The 16,465-nt window shown below is 38.0% G+C and carries 15 protein-coding genes; 7 read left to right on the plus strand and 8 right to left on the minus strand.

Annotated elements, in window-relative coordinates; translation table 11 throughout:
* Positions 1–41 precede the first annotated feature (41 nt).
* Positions 42–1,802, plus strand: a complete 1,761-nt coding sequence (gene thiC, locus ACUN0F_RS06830; protein ID WP_445539292.1) for a phosphomethylpyrimidine synthase ThiC — start codon at positions 42–44, stop codon at positions 1,800–1,802.
* A gap of 101 nt (positions 1,803–1,903) precedes the next feature.
* Here thiC and ACUN0F_RS06835 read toward each other — a convergent pair whose 3' ends face one another.
* From ACUN0F_RS06835 to cydA, 3 genes are all read right to left on the minus strand, one after another.
* A complete protein-coding gene (locus ACUN0F_RS06835) occupies positions 1,904–3,262 on the minus strand; it encodes an arsenic transporter (RefSeq protein WP_000021140.1) in 1,359 nt (452 codons plus the stop codon).
* A 393-nt stretch (positions 3,263–3,655) separates the two neighbouring features.
* Positions 3,656–4,681 carry a cytochrome d ubiquinol oxidase subunit II gene (locus ACUN0F_RS06840; RefSeq protein ID WP_046955553.1) on the minus strand — a complete coding sequence of 342 codons (1,026 nt, stop codon included), beginning with the start codon at positions 4,679–4,681 and terminating at the stop codon, positions 3,656–3,658.
* A complete protein-coding gene (gene cydA / locus ACUN0F_RS06845) occupies positions 4,674–6,029 on the minus strand; it encodes a cytochrome ubiquinol oxidase subunit I (protein ID WP_000381956.1) in 1,356 nt (451 codons plus the stop codon). Before cydA ends, ACUN0F_RS06840 begins: the two co-directional genes overlap by 8 nt.
* A gap of 254 nt (positions 6,030–6,283) precedes the next feature.
* On the opposite strand from cydA, the gene ACUN0F_RS06850 reads away from it, so the two are divergent.
* A complete protein-coding gene (locus tag ACUN0F_RS06850) occupies positions 6,284–6,433 on the plus strand; it encodes a hypothetical protein (RefSeq protein WP_000283173.1) in 150 nt (49 codons plus the stop codon).
* A 91-nt stretch (positions 6,434–6,524) separates the two neighbouring features.
* Positions 6,525–7,610, plus strand: coding sequence for a transcriptional regulator (locus tag ACUN0F_RS06855; protein ID WP_445539293.1), 1,086 nt, complete (start codon positions 6,525–6,527; stop codon positions 7,608–7,610).
* Between the two features lie 55 nt (positions 7,611–7,665).
* On the opposite strand, the gene ACUN0F_RS06860 is transcribed toward ACUN0F_RS06855, so the two are convergent.
* Entirely contained in the window at positions 7,666–8,550 is an 885-nt protein-coding gene (locus ACUN0F_RS06860) for a LysR family transcriptional regulator (protein ID WP_445539294.1), read from the minus strand.
* A 134-nt stretch (positions 8,551–8,684) separates the two neighbouring features.
* Here ACUN0F_RS06860 and ACUN0F_RS06865 point away from each other — a divergent pair, with 134 nt between their 5' ends.
* The gene (locus tag ACUN0F_RS06865; protein WP_445539295.1) at positions 8,685–10,685 is read left to right on the plus strand and encodes a YhgE/Pip family protein; all 2,001 of its coding nucleotides are present in this window, start codon (positions 8,685–8,687) and stop codon (positions 10,683–10,685) included.
* A gap of 40 nt (positions 10,686–10,725) precedes the next feature.
* On the opposite strand, the gene ACUN0F_RS06870 is transcribed toward ACUN0F_RS06865, so the two are convergent.
* From ACUN0F_RS06870 to ACUN0F_RS06880, 3 genes are all read right to left on the minus strand, one after another.
* A complete protein-coding gene (locus tag ACUN0F_RS06870) occupies positions 10,726–11,106 on the minus strand; it encodes a VOC family protein (protein WP_063221823.1) in 381 nt (126 codons plus the stop codon).
* Positions 11,107–11,148: 42 nt separating this feature from the next.
* A complete protein-coding gene (locus ACUN0F_RS06875) occupies positions 11,149–12,306 on the minus strand; it encodes an acyltransferase (protein ID WP_445539296.1) in 1,158 nt (385 codons plus the stop codon).
* Positions 12,307–12,572: 266 nt separating this feature from the next.
* On the minus strand, positions 12,573–13,790 hold the full coding sequence (locus ACUN0F_RS06880; RefSeq protein WP_046955558.1) for a dicarboxylate/amino acid:cation symporter: 1,218 nt from the start codon (positions 13,788–13,790) through the stop codon (positions 12,573–12,575).
* 223 nt (positions 13,791–14,013) lie between these two features.
* On the opposite strand from ACUN0F_RS06880, the gene ACUN0F_RS06885 reads away from it, so the two are divergent.
* From ACUN0F_RS06885 to ACUN0F_RS06895, 3 genes are read left to right on the plus strand one after another with little or no spacing between them, the layout of a single operon-like run.
* Positions 14,014–14,316 carry a PTS sugar transporter subunit IIB gene (locus ACUN0F_RS06885; RefSeq protein WP_001023536.1) on the plus strand — a complete coding sequence of 101 codons (303 nt, stop codon included), beginning with the start codon at positions 14,014–14,016 and terminating at the stop codon, positions 14,314–14,316.
* Positions 14,317–14,330: 14 nt separating this feature from the next.
* Complete coding sequence (gene celB / locus ACUN0F_RS06890) at positions 14,331–15,632, plus strand: PTS cellobiose transporter subunit IIC (RefSeq protein WP_000614052.1); 1,302 nt, start codon at positions 14,331–14,333, stop codon at positions 15,630–15,632.
* Positions 15,633–15,641: 9 nt separating this feature from the next.
* On the plus strand, positions 15,642–15,959 hold the full coding sequence (locus ACUN0F_RS06895) for a PTS lactose/cellobiose transporter subunit IIA (protein WP_000379644.1): 318 nt from the start codon (positions 15,642–15,644) through the stop codon (positions 15,957–15,959).
* A 110-nt stretch (positions 15,960–16,069) separates the two neighbouring features.
* Here ACUN0F_RS06895 and speD read toward each other — a convergent pair whose 3' ends face one another.
* Positions 16,070–16,441, minus strand: coding sequence for an adenosylmethionine decarboxylase (speD, locus tag ACUN0F_RS06900; protein WP_445539297.1), 372 nt, complete (start codon positions 16,439–16,441; stop codon positions 16,070–16,072).
* Between the last annotated feature and the right edge of the window lie 24 nt (positions 16,442–16,465).

Genomic DNA, 16,465 nt, shown 5'->3' on the forward strand with positions numbered 1-16,465 from the left:
CATATCTTGTCCTTGTCACGTACAGGGGGGCAACAAAGGTTATGAAACAGTCTGTTTCAGCTGAGCAAATTGAATTGAAATCGAGTTTACCAGGAAGTAAGAAAGTGTATGTGGATGGACCACGCGCTGGTATGAAAGTGCCGATGCGTGAGATTGAACAAAGCGAAACGAACGGTATTCCGAATCCGCCAATTCGTGTATATGATACGAGCGGTCCTTATACAGATCCTGCGTATAAAGTGGAACTGGAAAAGGGATTGCAGGCGCCGCGCCACTCTTGGATCCTGGAGCGCGGAGATGTAGAAGCATACGAAGGGCGCGAAGTAAAACCAGAGGATGACGGTGTGAAAGTGGCTTTGAAACATACGCCTGTTTTCCCGCAAATGGATCGTCAGCCGCTTAGAGCAAAGCAAGGGGCAAACGTTACGCAAATGCATTATGCGCGTAATGGCATCATTACGTTTGAGATGGAATATGTTGCGATTCGTGAAGGAGTAGAGCCTGAGTTTGTTCGTAAGGAAATCGCGGAAGGTCGTGCCATTTTACCAGCGAATATTAACCATCCGGAAGCAGAACCGATGATTATCGGCCGTAACTTTCACGTGAAGGTCAATGCAAATATCGGAAACTCTGCTGTATCTTCTTCTATTGCAGAAGAAGTAGAGAAGATGACGTGGGCAACGCGTTGGGGTGCGGATACGATTATGGATTTATCTACAGGTAAAAATATTCATACGACGCGTGAGTGGATTATTCGTAACGCGCCTGTACCAGTTGGAACTGTACCGATCTATCAAGCGCTGGAAAAAGTAAACGGAATTGCAGAAGATTTAACGTGGGAAGTGTATCGTGATACGTTAATTGAGCAGGCGGAGCAAGGTGTGGATTACTTTACGATTCACGCGGGCGTATTACTTCGTTACATTCCGATTACTGCAAAGCGTACGACAGGTATCGTTTCGCGTGGTGGTTCAATTATGGCACAGTGGTGTTTATTCCATCATAAAGAAAACTTCTTATACACTCATTTTGAAGAGATATGTGAAATTATGAAGCAGTATGATGTTTCGTTCTCTCTTGGAGATGGATTACGTCCAGGTTCGATTGCAGATGCAAATGACGAAGCACAGTTTTCTGAGCTTGAAACACTTGGTGAATTAACGAAGATTGCTTGGAAACATGATGTGCAAGTGATGATTGAAGGACCTGGGCATGTACCGATGCATTTAATTAAAGAGAATATGGAGAAAGAGCTTGATATTTGTCAGGGCGCGCCGTTCTATACACTGGGGCCGTTAACAACAGATATTGCACCAGGTTATGACCATATTACATCGGCAATTGGAGCGGCGATGATTGGCTGGTTTGGAACGGCGATGCTTTGTTATGTAACGCCGAAAGAACATTTAGGTTTACCGAATAAAGATGATGTTCGCACGGGGGTTATTACGTACAAAATTGCTGCACATGCAGCTGATCTTGCGAAAGGGCACAAAACGGCTCATCAGCGTGATGATGCACTTTCAAAAGCTCGCTTTGAATTCCGTTGGCGCGATCAATTTAATTTATCTTTAGACCCTGAACGTGCGATGGAATATCACGATGAAACATTGCCAGCAGAAGGTGCGAAAACGGCTCATTTCTGTTCAATGTGTGGACCGAAGTTTTGTAGTATGAGAATTTCACATGATATTCGTGAATATGCGAAAGACAACGATTTAGAAACGACAGAAGCAATTGAAAAAGGGATGAAAGAGAAAGCGAAAGAATTTAAAGACACCGGTAGTCATTTATACCAATAACACGTTACACCTCTTTACTTGATTGATCACACTGTAGTACCTAACTTAAATATAGAAGAAGCCCCCTTTGCTAAGACGGTAGCAAAGGGGGCTTCTATTTTCTATAAGGCGAAGAATAATTGTACCCAGTAGTATAAGAGGAATAATGTGACGGCTGTTGTGAGTGGGATTACGATGAGAGATACGCTTAAATAATCTTTCCATTTCACTTTAATTTTGTTTTGTCTTAGGATATACATCCAAATGAGGGAAGCTAGCGTACCGATTGGTAATAATAGTGAACCGATGTCACTACCAATGATATTTGCGAGATAGATAGTTTTTAATGTGACTGGATCTAGGCCCATTTCTGTTAACGTAATGGTACCAATCATAAGTGCAGGGTGATTATTAAAGACGTTAGAGAGGATAGATACAAGTCCGCCCATTGCAAAGCTAGCATAGAGTAGATGCTGACTTACAACTGGTTCGAGCCAACTTACAAGCGCCGCTGTTAACCCTGCATTGTGAAGACCGTAAATAATGACATACATAGAGAATGCGAAAATTAAAATGTGCCACGGTGTCTTTCTCAAAATGTCGACAGGATTTGTTCGTAAGTAGTACCATCTCCAGATGAGAAGAACGAGTGAACCGAGTACAGCAACAATTTCGATTGGAATCGATAAGAAGGATGCAACGAATAGAAGACAGCGCATAAGAAAGACGAAACCTAATACTTTTAACATGAATTTTGTACGTTTTTGTTTCGTATTAACAGAATTTGTTCCTTTAAGTGGATGGAAGTTTTTTGTGAAGAAAATCTCTTCAATGTCATAAGAAGAAACAGGTAATTTTTTCGGAAGCTTTTTCTTTAACACTGTATACATGAGCCATGACATAAATAATAAACCTAGTGTTGCAGGTACAAACATCATAGCAGTATGCATGTAAAGAGTCATATTCACGATATTTAATGCGATTAAGTTTACGATATTACTTACACCAATTGGTGCACTAGATGCAGTAGCGATTAAAGCACCACTTAATAAATAAGGAATTTGTTGATGTGGTTTTAATTGAAGGTTTTTTAGAAGTAGAATTAAAATTGGAGTTGTAATTAAAATACTACCGTCGTTATTAAATAAAAGAGTCATAAGAAAACATAATAATTGAATATACCAGTATAGACGGCGACCAGAGCCTTTTGCTAAATTTGCAAGTTTCGCTGCGGACCAGTGGAAGAAGCCGAAGCTTTCTAATATAACCGCCATAACGATGGTCGCTAATATTGTTATAGAGGCACCGCCAATTTTACTAATAATATCTATGACGTCTGGTCTTGATACAAGTCCAGTAATCAGGATAATGCCAGCGCCAATTGCTGCCGGCCAAGCCTCATTTAAGCCACGGGGTCGCCAAAAGATAACGATCATCGTTAAGAAGAATACAATAATAGTAATCCATATTTCAATGCTCATATTTTACCTACCTTTCTACTTTTCCTTAAACCAATGTAGCTTGTCTCAAGGTCTGTATTGGTAGTATATTCAGCAAAAAATAAGAAGAACTAGGCATATAATGGAATGAAGTGAATATGTGTTTTTCAAGCGAAAGGACAAGTGTCACGAATAGTGAAATAACTATTATGAGAGGAGTCTATAAATTAGAGTGGCAGTAAGATAGTAAATGAAATTTATATGGGCGATTATGGAGATATATTGGTGCAACTTAAAATATATCAGCCATTATGGAAATATATCAGCGCAACTCAAAATATATTAGCGATTTTTAAAATATATCGACTTATCGACAAAACATGACAAAAGGAGTCTGTTCCAAAATGCCTTTTGGAACAGACTCCCCCGAATATATTATTTTTCCTTCAAAAAAGTTCGATCCTTCAAGAATAAATTCCAGAAGAAAATAAATCCTGGTAGTAAAATTGCGATTCCAATTGCGTATAGGATAAGCAATGCATAGAATGTTTCTGTCGTTGTAAAACTTGTAAATACAGTTACATCAGGATAAATAATATAAGGTAAATGCGCGACACCGTAAGCGTAACTTGCAAATGCATATTGAGCGATGACTGCTAAAACGGCAATGCGAGGGTATCCTAGTGTGCCATACTTCTTGTTTGTCCACCAAAGAGAAGAGTATCCGATAACGAATAAAACGATAGAAACTGTAAACCATGGGAATTGCTTTATTAGTCCTTGCATAAGCCAGTGTGTTTCCGGATCCATTACAACAAGGGCGATAATCGCCGTAACGAGTGTTGCAGGACCGAGGATGATGGCGTTTCTTCTATAAATTCTATACGAATCTTCTGAACCTTGCTCTCTCGCAAAATCAGCAAGAAAGAGAGAGGAGAGAAATAGTTCCGAAGTTAGCCCAAAGAGCATATAGCAGTAGATAACGGGGCTAGAAAGAAGTTTTCCATACAGGAGTACTTCTTTTCCTTCAGAGATTGTAATATAAGCCCCCTCTGTAACGGGTAAAACGGTAATTAATAAGGCTGGAATTAAGAGCCCAGTAATACCTGAAATCACCCGAAGGAGGAATTGATACTTTGGCAGAGAGTAAGCAAATACCATGAATGTACTGCGAATTGCAATGAGTATTAAAATTAACATAACTGGCACGAACATCACTGTCGCAAGGGTGAAAGCAGCTTTCGGAAAGAAACCGAGAAAAGCGACAACGACAAAAACGAGAAATGTATTTGTTACTTCCCAAGTTGGTGATAAGTATCGATTGGCAAGTTTGGCAGCGAGCGTTGGATGTTTTGCGTATACCATGCCCCAAAAACCTGCTCCAAAATCGATGGACCCTAATATACTGTATACGAAAATAAGAGCCCATAAGATGATGATTGCAATACTTTCCTCATGCACGAGAATCGCCTCCTTCGTGATGTAAATCATTTGTAAGCGGATGTTTCTTAAAGAATGTCCGTAGTACAAAAACTGTTAAAATGCCGAGTCCAATATATAAAATGATGAATAGAATAAATAAAGGACCGACAAAATCAGCGCGTGTAGAAGCGTCGACTGTCCGTTGCATACCATAAATGGTCCACGGTTGACGACCACTACAGCTGAAAATCCACCCGAATTCAATACCGAGCATCATAATTGGTCCACATGCTGCAGCTCCCCAAAGAAGCCACTTCGGTAATTCTGCACCTTTTTTTCGGTAAACAAAGTACCAATATAAGAGGGCGATTGCTGCAACTGCAAAAGTAAAGGCAGCGGTGCCGACCATTAAGTTGAATAGTGTATGTGTGTAAAATGGTGGCCATGTTTCTTGTGGGAATTCCTTTAGTCCTTTTACGACGGTGCTAGGGTCGAGTCCCACTAGTAGGCTAAGCATGTTCGGAATTTCTAGTGCATAGTTTAGTTCAAGTGTGTTAGGGTCTACAACTCCGCCAATGGATAACGGTGCATGTGATGTCGTTTCAAATAAAGCTTCAGCAGATGCCAGTTTTTCAGGGGAATGCTTATGTAAGGCAATTGCCGATTCGTGTCCCGAAAGCCACATCGTAGCACCTGTAATAAATGTCACGACGAGTCCTAACAGTAGTCCCTTTTTATGATAAGCAATTTCACGTTTACTTAAGTTCTTCTTTAATAATTTAAATCCAGCGATAGAGGCAATGACGGCAGCTCCAGTTGCATAGGCTGTAATCACAACGTGGAATGCGCTTGTACCAAAACTCGGATTAAAGAAAGCTTTCCATGGATCAACGTTAAAAACTGATCCATCTGGCCCCATTGAAAAGCCTGCGGGTGTATTCATCCATGTATTTGCTGATGTAATAAGCACGGCAGATGCCGTGGCACCAATCATGACGAAGAATAGCGAGATTAATCTCATGAATGGAGGTAGTTTGTCAGCTGCATATACATAAATAGACATGAACAACGCCTCTAAAAAGAAGGCGAAAATCTCAATTTGAAAGGGAACAGAAATAACCTGCCCAACAATTTTGGCAAAACCAGGCCAAAGAAGTGAGATTTGCACACCAACAATTGTTCCAGTTGGAATTGCTACACCGAGAAGGATGGCAAAAGCCTTCGTCCATCTTTTCGCCATAATGGCGTAATCGGAATCTTTCTTCCAGTGATAGAGTATTTCACTTATAAAAATCATTAATGAAAGTCCGACACCAAGTGTTGCAAAGATAATGTGAAATGCTAATGAAGAACCAAAAAATGCTCTTGCTAATGTTACCGTATCCATATGTAAACTCCTCTTCTTTTTGCCATTATTTTCTGATTGAATTGGAAGATTTATTCAGAAAAACTACCAAAAATATATATGTATTTAAAAAGTGGATATGGTAATATAATGTTTGAATATTCTAAATAGAAAGAAGTTAATTTTTAATAATATTTTGTTTGTTTTTTAGTAAGGAATATTTTATAATCTTTTATGCGAACATAAGTTCTGTTTTTCGAGGTGAAGAAGTTTATGTGAAATGGAGAGGATGTTTTATGTATCCTGAAGTCATTAAAAAGATGGCATTTTCAAAAGAGCATAGAGATTTATTATTGAAGCTGTATAATAAAGAGATTACGCGTCGTGAATATGATCGACTTGTGGCATCGCTATATAGACCTTCTAAAGAGGCTTGTGAGGGATAGAGGCAAGGGAGACAATCTAATAGATTGTCTTTTTTAATTTTACGTATGTTCTGGTAAAATTAAGGTTAGCCTTATTAGGGAGGTGAAAAGATTGCGGAAACGTTTATATATAGGGATTGGAGTTATTCTCTTAATCGCTTTAGGTGGCATTGTATTTTGGTCAGCTTTGCAAGGAAACCGTACGGAACATTTTATTTTAAGACATATGGTAAATGAAAATGGGACGCTTGCTACATATCCTTTAGGGGATACAAAGGCAGGTACGGGTGAAGCGAAGGGCCGTGAAGCTTTATCAGAATCGGCAGGACTGTGGCTACAATATACATTGGATAAAGACGATCAAGCGTTATTCGATGAACAAGTTAAGGTTATTCAAAATAACTTTGTACATAAGGACCAAATTGTTTTATGGAAAATCTCTGAAAAGGGAGAAATGCAGTCAGCTACAAATGCACTTATAGATGATCTTCGTATTATAGAACAATTATATCGCGCTTATGAAATGTACAAGGAAGAGCGTTATAAAAACTTGGCAGATCAATTGAGTGACGCTGTAATTCGTTATAATAAGAAAGATAATTATTACGTTGATTATTATGATGCAGATGCAGGGAAACAAAATAATTTTGCAACAACATCATACTTAAATCCGCACGCATTCTCGTATATGAAAAAGTATGGGAAAGTTTCTGATCAGCAATATCAGGACGTGGTTCAATTTTTAGCGGATTACCCAAGGCATGGCTGGGCATTCCCGAAAGAGTATAAAGAAGATGGTACTTTTACGTACGATAAAGAAGTGAATCTTATTGACCAATCATACGTTGCATATCATCGTAGTTTAGGTGGTCTTTCATCAGATGCTTACATGGAATTTATAAAGAAAAAATTCCAGGAGGATGGAAAGCTATACGGTCGTTACAATTTAGAAACGAGAAAACAAACTGTGAATTATGAATCGCCAGCTGCATACGGACTAACGATCTTGTACGTACTACAAACAGGTGATACAAAGTTTGCAAAGGAATTATATGATCATATGGCCACATTCCGAAATGACAATATATTTAGTAGATATTACGGTGGATACGTAACAGGCGAAAATAATAATACGCACATTTTCGATAACGTATTGCCGCTTTTAGCGGAAATGGAATTGGAGAAGAGTAAGAAATAGAAGGTGCTATCCTCTGGAGGTGGCACCTTTTATTTTTTACTAAGTCGATATAATTTTACGTTCTAATATTGGAGAAGTAGTCAATTACGAATCTACGGAATTGCTGAGCGGTTTTTGATAAGTAGCGTTTCTTCGACCAACTCAATCCGATAGTTCGCTCGCAATTTGGTTCAATAATACGTAACTTATTTAATGCTAAAGTAGAGTTTTTTAATAAAGTTAAACTTGGGACAAACGCGATGCCGAGACCTTGCTTAATAAGGTCGCTAATCACGGTTGGTTCATCTACTTCAAAAGCGATATGTGGAGTGAAGCCAGCTTCTTTACAAAATTCATCTGTTAAGTGCCGAAATCCGTAACCAGTGTTCATACTAATAAATGGTTCGTCTTTTACTTCATGCAGATGGATACTTTCGCGTCCTGATAAACGATGACCTGAAGGGACGACTAAGAAAATTTCTTCTGTAATAAGTGGTTCCCACATAATTTCCTCGCCTTCAATTGGCACAGAAGAAATGCAAAAGTCAATTTCTATATTATCTAGTTGTCGCTTCATAGAAGGAGTAGATGCGAGAAATTGCTGGAATCGAACGTTAGGATGTTCTAGTAAAAAAGAGCCGAGTAGTTCTGGTAATATTCTCGGGATAGAAACTGCCAGTGTAATAGAGCTTTGTTGTAATTCAGCTAAATCTTGAATTTCTCGTTCGCCTTCACTTAATTCATGAAAAATGCGCTCTACTCGTTTTAAAAATACTTTTCCAAAAGAGTTTAATGTAATCTGTCGACCTTGGCGATCAAATAAAGGGACGCCTAAGTCCTTTTCTAATCTAGCAATTGTTTTGCTGAGCGAAGGTTGTGCGATATGCAATTCTTCAGCGGCCTTTGTCATATGCTCTAATCGTGCGACTGTCTGAAAGTATTTTAGTTGAAGAAGTTCCATATTGACTCTCCTTTCTATAGACCAAAAGGAATGAATTGATAATTAAAGATGTATTATACAGTATGGAAAGTGACGTGTATAGTAAATCTGTTAAACCATTCGAAGGGTGTTAAATTAGAAGAGGAGTATGTTTCATGAAAGGAATTCAACTTATATTTAAAGATTGGAAAGCGATGTGGCACCATAAACATGGACGTATCGCTTTAATTTTTTTATTAATCGTTCCGTTAATTTATTCAGGATTCTTTTTAGCTGGATATTGGGATCCGTACGGACGATTAGATAAATTACCTGTTGCGGTTGTGAATCTAGATAAGGGTGCTGCGATGGATGAAAAAACAATTCATGCAGGAGAAGATTTTGTCAAAAATTTAAAAGAGAATAAGGAACTAGCTTTTCATTTCGTATCAGAAAAAAATGCTGATGAAGGGCTAAAAGAAGATAAGTATTATATGGTTGTTACGATTCCGGAGGATTTCTCTAAAAAGGTAAGTACACTTATGGATGAGAAACCAGAGCCAGCGCAGCTTCAGTACAAAGTAAATCCGGGTAAAAACTTTGTAGCAGCTCAAATTGGAACGACAGCTGTGGAAAATATGAAAACAAAAATTTCAAATAGTATTACGAAATCTTATACAGAAGGTGTCTTTTCAAAGTTTCAAGACTTGGCACAAGGGTTAAGTGATGCAAGTGATGGCGCTAAGAAGTTACATGAAGGAACGACAGATGCAAGAAATGGAGCAAATGAGCTTGCAGATGGTATTCATCGTTTAAGTGACGGGACATCAAAAGTGAAAGAGGGAAGTGAAAAACTTGCTTCTAGCCAATCTGCCTTAACGGGGGGAGCGAATGAGCTGAGTGAAGGATCGACATCACTTCATCGTGGTATGGAGTTATTAGCACAAGGTGAAAAAACTTTACAATCAGGAGTTAGTGAATTAAGTGCTGGTACAAATGAATGGGTGAGCGGAAGTGAGAAGCTTGCTGAAGGGCAAGTAAAAGCTGAGGGTGCAGCTAATAGTGTAAAACAACAATTAGAAGAGTACGTGAAAAGTCATCCGGAAGTGCAGCAAGACCCTGCTTTTCAAAAGATCATTGCTACTTCTAATGGATTAGCTAAAGCAACAAACGCTTTAAATGGTGGCCAACAACAATTGACACAAGGTGCGAAGAAGCTTGCTGACGGTCAGAATAAGATTGAAGAAGGTATGAATACATTCGGAGTTAAGTTAAGCGAAGCTACTGCTGGAACGAAAAAGATAGCAGATGGTGCTGCGAATGTAGCTGGCGGATTTACGAAATGGGGAAATGGATTTACATCATTACAAGAAGGTGTAAATCACCTTGTGAGTGGCGGAACAGAGCTGAATCATGGTGCTGATAAGTTAACGAACGGACTTGTTAAACTTGACGATGGTGCGAAAGAACTTTCTACGAAATTGGGAGAGGGCGCAGAGAAGATAGCGGATGTTCGTAATGATGATGCACGCAATACGATGTTCTCAGAGCCAGTTCAATTAGTGAAGTCGACAGTTTCTGATGTGCCTAACTACGGTTCAGGCATTGCACCATACTTTTTATCACTGGCATTTTATGTTGGCGGAATTATGGCATCGAATATTTTACCGCTTGGTCGTAGACAAAATATGAAAGTAAGCGGAACAGTACATTTTATTAATAAACTAGGCTTGGTATATGTAATTGGACTTATTCAAGCGTTATTAGTGGATGTGGTTGTGCTAGGTGTTATGAAATTAGAAGTTGCAAGTGTGCCACTCTTTGTTTTATCAAGTATCATTATTTCTTTTACGTTCATGACATTTATTCTTATGCTAGTAACGGTATTTGGTCTTGTTGGAAAGTTCTTAGCAGTAACGCTTCTCGTCCTGCAATTAGCAACGAGCGGGGGTACTTTCCCAGGAGAATTAAATATAGCTGTTCTTAGCAAAATTGGACAGTTTCTCCCAATGTCCCATTCTCTTAGAGGATTACAAGATGTTATCTCTTTAGGAGATTGGTCACAATTACAAATGCAAATTTTAATATTGTTATGTTACCTCGTTGTTGCCGGCGGAATTTCTTGGATCACGAGTCATATACAACATAGGGAAACGAATGCAGAACAAGTTTCTTAAAATGAAAGAAGCTATCCGATTTTTTCGGATAGCTTCTTTTTTATTTTCGCTCCATTACCGCAAAGTAATTGTTTTCATGATCAGCAAAGTTAAATGCTCTACCAGTAGGTAAATCTACAACTTGTCCAACTGTAACACCTTTCTCAGAAAGATCTTTATACAGTTGATCTAAGTTATTAGCGAAGAACATAAGTGAAGGAGTACCTAAGTTTAATTCAGGTTGCATCTTCGCAATTAACGCTTTATCGTGAAGGACGATGCTTGTTCCTGCTTCTTTTGCTGGCGCAATTTCAATCCAGCGAAACCCTTGTCCGTTATTTTCTTCCGCAATAATTTGGAATCCTACTGTCTCAGTCCAAAATTGTACTGCTTCATCTTGATTATTTACATATAACATAATTTGTCCAATTTGATTAATCATAGGTGTGTCCTACTTTCTTTTCTTGTATGGAATTCTATTATATCAAAGATATGGTTTGAATACTTTTTCATGATTTTTTCGAAGTACAATCTTCGCCCATTTCACATTCGTCGTAGGAGAAGGGCCTGTAATCCACGTATGAAGTGGTAGTGTACTGCAAATGACCATTGCTGAAATTGAGATTGTGGCCGTTATTGTAAATAATAATAGACTATATAATATTGTGTTTTCTTGCAGTGTGAATAAAGAAAGAAATTTTGTACATAGTTGCAAGAAGAAAAAGTGAGCTAAATAAGCACCGTACGTGTAATTCCCGATAAATCGTAAAGCTTTATATAAAAAACCGCGTCGCTGTACGATTGTAATAGAAAGCACGTAAAGTATAATAATTTCGCATACGATATATAGAAACATAGACGGTTTTAAATAAGTCGAAACGGTTAAATGAATAGAGTTTGCTCCGTAAAAACTAAACAACTCATAATTGATGAATAAAAATAAGATAAAAAATAATATTGTGATAAGCGGGATATGTTTCATGACAAATATACGCCAAGTTTTTAGTGCGACAGCAGCGATTCCTCCCATGACGAAATAGAACGAGTAGAAGAAGAAGGAACGATCTGTATAATGTAAAATGGTTGAGCTAGTCAATTTCTCTCCATTAAAAATGTAGTGAGAAGAAAACCACATTAATAAGAAATATAGACAAGCAAAGATGGTCATATATTTATATATGTCTTTTTTATTTTCGGTTCGTTTTTGAAACCAATAAAATAGTGTGCACAGTAAAGGGAACAATAAATGAATTTGGAACATCATAATCACATACCAAAGATGGGGTGCGGCTGTTCCGAGTAATAAACTTTTTATTCCGCTTTGTAGTGTAATCATATCGTTTGTTGTTAATAAGTAAAGAATAGACCAGAAGAAATAAGGAATGAGTAAATGTGCGGCTTTTTCAGAAATATATTCTTTGTATACTAATTGCTTCGTATAGTGACGAATTAAATGAAATCCAACGATAAATATGAATGCAGGTGCCGAAAATTTTGCAAGGTTGAATAGCATGCCCATAATGAGGGATTGCTCAAGTAAAACATTTCCTTGATTCATTGTATATAATAACGAACTTTGCAAAACGACAGCAAGGAATGCAATGCTTTGCAAAACTTTAAATTCTGGTGCGCTTTGTGTCATTGTTTCCATCTCCTTTTCCATACATGATTATAGTACGGAAAATGGATAATGAATGTGGAATGTTTGTGAAGATTTTAACAAATTTGTGGCGGAAGGAGATATCAACGATTTTTCGGATATATCTGTTATAACTTCAAATATATCAACGATTTTTCGGATATATCTATTATAACTTCAAATATATCAACGATTTTTTCAATATATCGACTTATCAACAAATAACGAAAAAAAGAGGATGCTCCAAACGAGCATCCTCTTTCTATTTATTAAGCAAATTTGTTTTTGATCCAGTTCTTACCTTCTACAAGGCGAGCTGTCATTACGGCACAAGCGTTATCTCCTGTTACGTTTAACACTGTTGCAGGAGGATCAATGATTGTACTAATGGCTGCGATAATTGGCAATGCTTCTGGCGGGAAGCCGTATAGAGAAACGATTAACATTTCACCAATCATACCACCGCCTGGAATAGCACCCATTACTGTTCCTACTAATAGAGAAACAACAAGTGCGATTGCTAATGTTTTCGGTCCTTCGAATTCCATGTTGAAAATACCGAATAAGAAAGCAATTTTTAATACGCCACCTAAAACAGATCCATCTTTATGAAGTGTAGATCCAAGAAGGACAACTGTTTCACGAACGTCAGAAGAGATACCCATCTTCTTCGTTGCTTCCAAGTTCGCTGGAATACTAGCAGCACTACTACAAGTTGCTAGTGATGTAACTGTAGGAGAGACCATGTTCTTCCAAAAAATTTGTACACCTTGCTTGCGACCCGCAAGGTAGGCATAGAACGTGAAGAATACAAAGAAGTAAATGAGAGACGCTGGATAGTATACCATTGCTGCTCGGAAGTAAGTTCCAAGAAGTTGTGGTCCGAATTCACCAACTAATGCCGCGAAGTAAGCAGCAAGTCCGATTGGAGCGTAGTACATAATGAAAGATACAACTTTCATTGAAATTTCTGCACCAGCTTGTAAGAATGTAGCGAATGGCTTTCCTTTTTCACCAACTGCTGAAGTTGCAACCCCCATTAAAATAGAGAAGAAAATAAGAGCTAACATATTTTCACGAGATAGTAACTTCGAAAAATCAGATACTGTTATAATACCAACAATTTGATCCGCAACACTAACAGCTTTTTCAGCTTTATCAGGCTGCGTTAGTTCTAATATAACCCCTTGTGCTGGCGGGAATACTTTCACGACAATAATCATAAAAATAGCAGCTAAAATACTTGTAAATAAGAAAGTCCCAGCCATACTAGACATAATTTTACCGAAACGTTTTAATCCATCCATATTAGCAATAGATGACGCGATGCTAAAGAACACTAGAGGTACAACAATCGTAAACATTAAGTTTAAGAAAATGTCACCAAGCGGCTTTAAAGCAACTGCATCGGCACCCATGAAATAACCAATGAAACCACCAATTAGGATAGAAGATAATAAAATAAGTGGAAAGCGATATGCCTTCATAAATATATCCTCCTATCAATTAAAAAAATCATACTGAATTATTATAGCGAGTTAGAGTCCTCTTTACTAGGAGAATAATGATAGATGGAATAGCGTGAAAACCGAGAAATTTTTGTTTTTAAGCTCGGCATACAGCAGGAAATCTAGACATATATATTTGTAACCTAGTGGTGGCAAAGGATGCACCGTAACTTAGGTTTGGAAAAAGGGGGAGGGAAAAGGGATGAATATTTTACTTTGCTGTGCAGCGGGAATGTCTTCCAGTTTGATTGTTACAAAAATGGAGAAAGCAGCAGAGGCAAAAGGGATAGAGGTAAAGATTTGGGCTGTATCAGGTTCTGAAGTAAATAGTCACATAGATGAAGCTGATGTACTTTTACTTGGACCGCAAGTACGTTATTTATTACCGAAAATGAAAGAATTATGTAAGGAGAAGGGAATACCTGTTGATGTCATTCAATCCGTCCATTACGGACTTTGTAATGGAGAGGCTATCTTACAAGCAGCTTTGTCCATGAAACAATGAGGAGAGTGGGATAGATGATACAGTTTTTAGAGAAATATGTAATGCCATTAGCGGGGAAGGTTGCAGAACAGAGGCATTTGCAAGCAATTCGTGATGGGATTATTTTGACGATGCCGTTCTTAATTATTGGATCATTTTTTCTTATTATTAGTGCTTTACCAATACCAGGATACAATGATTTTATGGCAGGTTTGTTTGGGGAGAATTGGCAGAGGGCTTTGGGGTATCCAGTTAGTGCAACTTTTAATATAATGGCTTTAATAGCTGTTTTTGGAATCGCTTACAGGCTTGGGGAGTATTATAAAGTGGATGCTTTAGCATCTGGGGCATTGTCGCTTGTGACGTTTTTACTTGCGACACCATTTCAAGTCGCATATATTATACCAAGTACAAAAGAGAGTGTACTTGTAGAAGGTGCTATCCCAGCAGCATTAATGGGAAGCCAAGGGTTGTTTGTAGCAATGATTATTGCACTTATATCTACTGAACTTTATCGGTTTATTGTACAAAAAAAGATAATTATAAAGATGCCAGAGACAGTTCCACCAGCTGTGACGCGTTCATTTGCGGCACTTGTTCCAGGATTTATTGTTGTAACGGTTATTTGGATTTTACGCTTAATTATAGAAAATACTTCTTTTGGCAGTATCCATAATATTGTAGGGCAAATTTTACAGGAACCACTTAGTGTACTTGGTGCTAGTCTCTGGGGCGCAATAATAGCAGTTATTCTCGTTCATGTTCTTTGGTCGTGTGGAATTCATGGTGCTACTATTGTTGGTGGTGTAATGAGCCCCGTTTGGTTATCGTTAATGGATCAAAATCGAGTTGCTTTTCAAGCAGGGCAAGATGTACCAAATACGATTACCGCACAGTTTTTTGATTTATGGATTTATATGGGCGGTTCCGGTGCAACACTTGCTTTAGTTGTAGGAATGTTACTATTTGCGCGAAGTCAGCAATTAAAAAGTTTAGGGAGATTGTCAATTGCTCCTGGCATATTTAATATTAATGAGATGGTAACTTTTGGTATGCCGATTGTAATGAACCCAATTTTATTAATTCCATTTATATTGGTTCCAGTTGTGTTAACAATTGTTTCTTACTTTGCAATGGAATGGGGATTAGTTGCTCGCCCGAGTGGAGCTGCTGTACCTTGGACGACACCAATTCTATTTAGTGGATATTTAGGATCGGGCGGGAAAATTTCAGGCGTTGTTTTACAACTTGTTAACTTTGCGCTTGCATTCTTCATTTATTTACCGTTCTTAAAAATATGGGATAAACAAAAGGTAGCGGAAGAAAAGGGGGAGTAAAGAACTAAAATGGATACGATAGAGACGAAAGCTTTTCATTTAATTTTGCATGGGGGAAATGCGAGAAGTTGTTCAATGGAAGCAATTGATTGTGCAAAGCGTGGAGAGTTTACAGAAGCAGAAGCGAAATTACAAGAAGCGTTAGAGGAATTAAAAGAGGCGCACCGTGTACAAACGGAGCTCATACAGAAAGAAGCTGGTGGTGAAAAGACCGAAGTTACTCTTCTAATGGTGCACGCGCAAGATCATTTAATGAACGCGATTACGGTGAAGGAATTAGCGAGTGAATTTGTAGAATTATATAGGAAGATGTCAGCGACTGAATGAACCTTGCGTATGCAAGGTTTTTTTATGTATGTGTCTGTACCATCAGTGGAGTGTTCGTTCCACTGATGGTATTTGCAATCCTCCTTTTTACAAATGAGTAAGAGTGATATTTAATCGGTATTTACAATCTCTCCTATACCACGAATTAGTTTTTTTATATGCATCTCATTTGGTTTTAATATATTTACGATATAATCAATCGCTATTTGCGGTTCAACGGTTGTACCGCACGTATAACAGTCAATGGCTGCAAAGTTTTTTTCTGGATAAGTGTGAATAGAAAGGTGGCTTTCAGATAGTAAAACTAAAATAGTAACGCCATGCGGATCGAATTCTTTTGTACTTACATTTAAAACATGGGCACCAGAGCAATCAGCAGCGGTAACTAAATGATGTTCTAAAAAGTGAACATCATCTAATAAAGAAAAGTCCACTCCCCATAAATCTACTATTATATGCTTACCGAAAGTAGAGTATTCCATAAGGTAGCACTCCTCACTATAATA

Source organism: Bacillus sp. 1A (genome assembly GCF_052682215.1).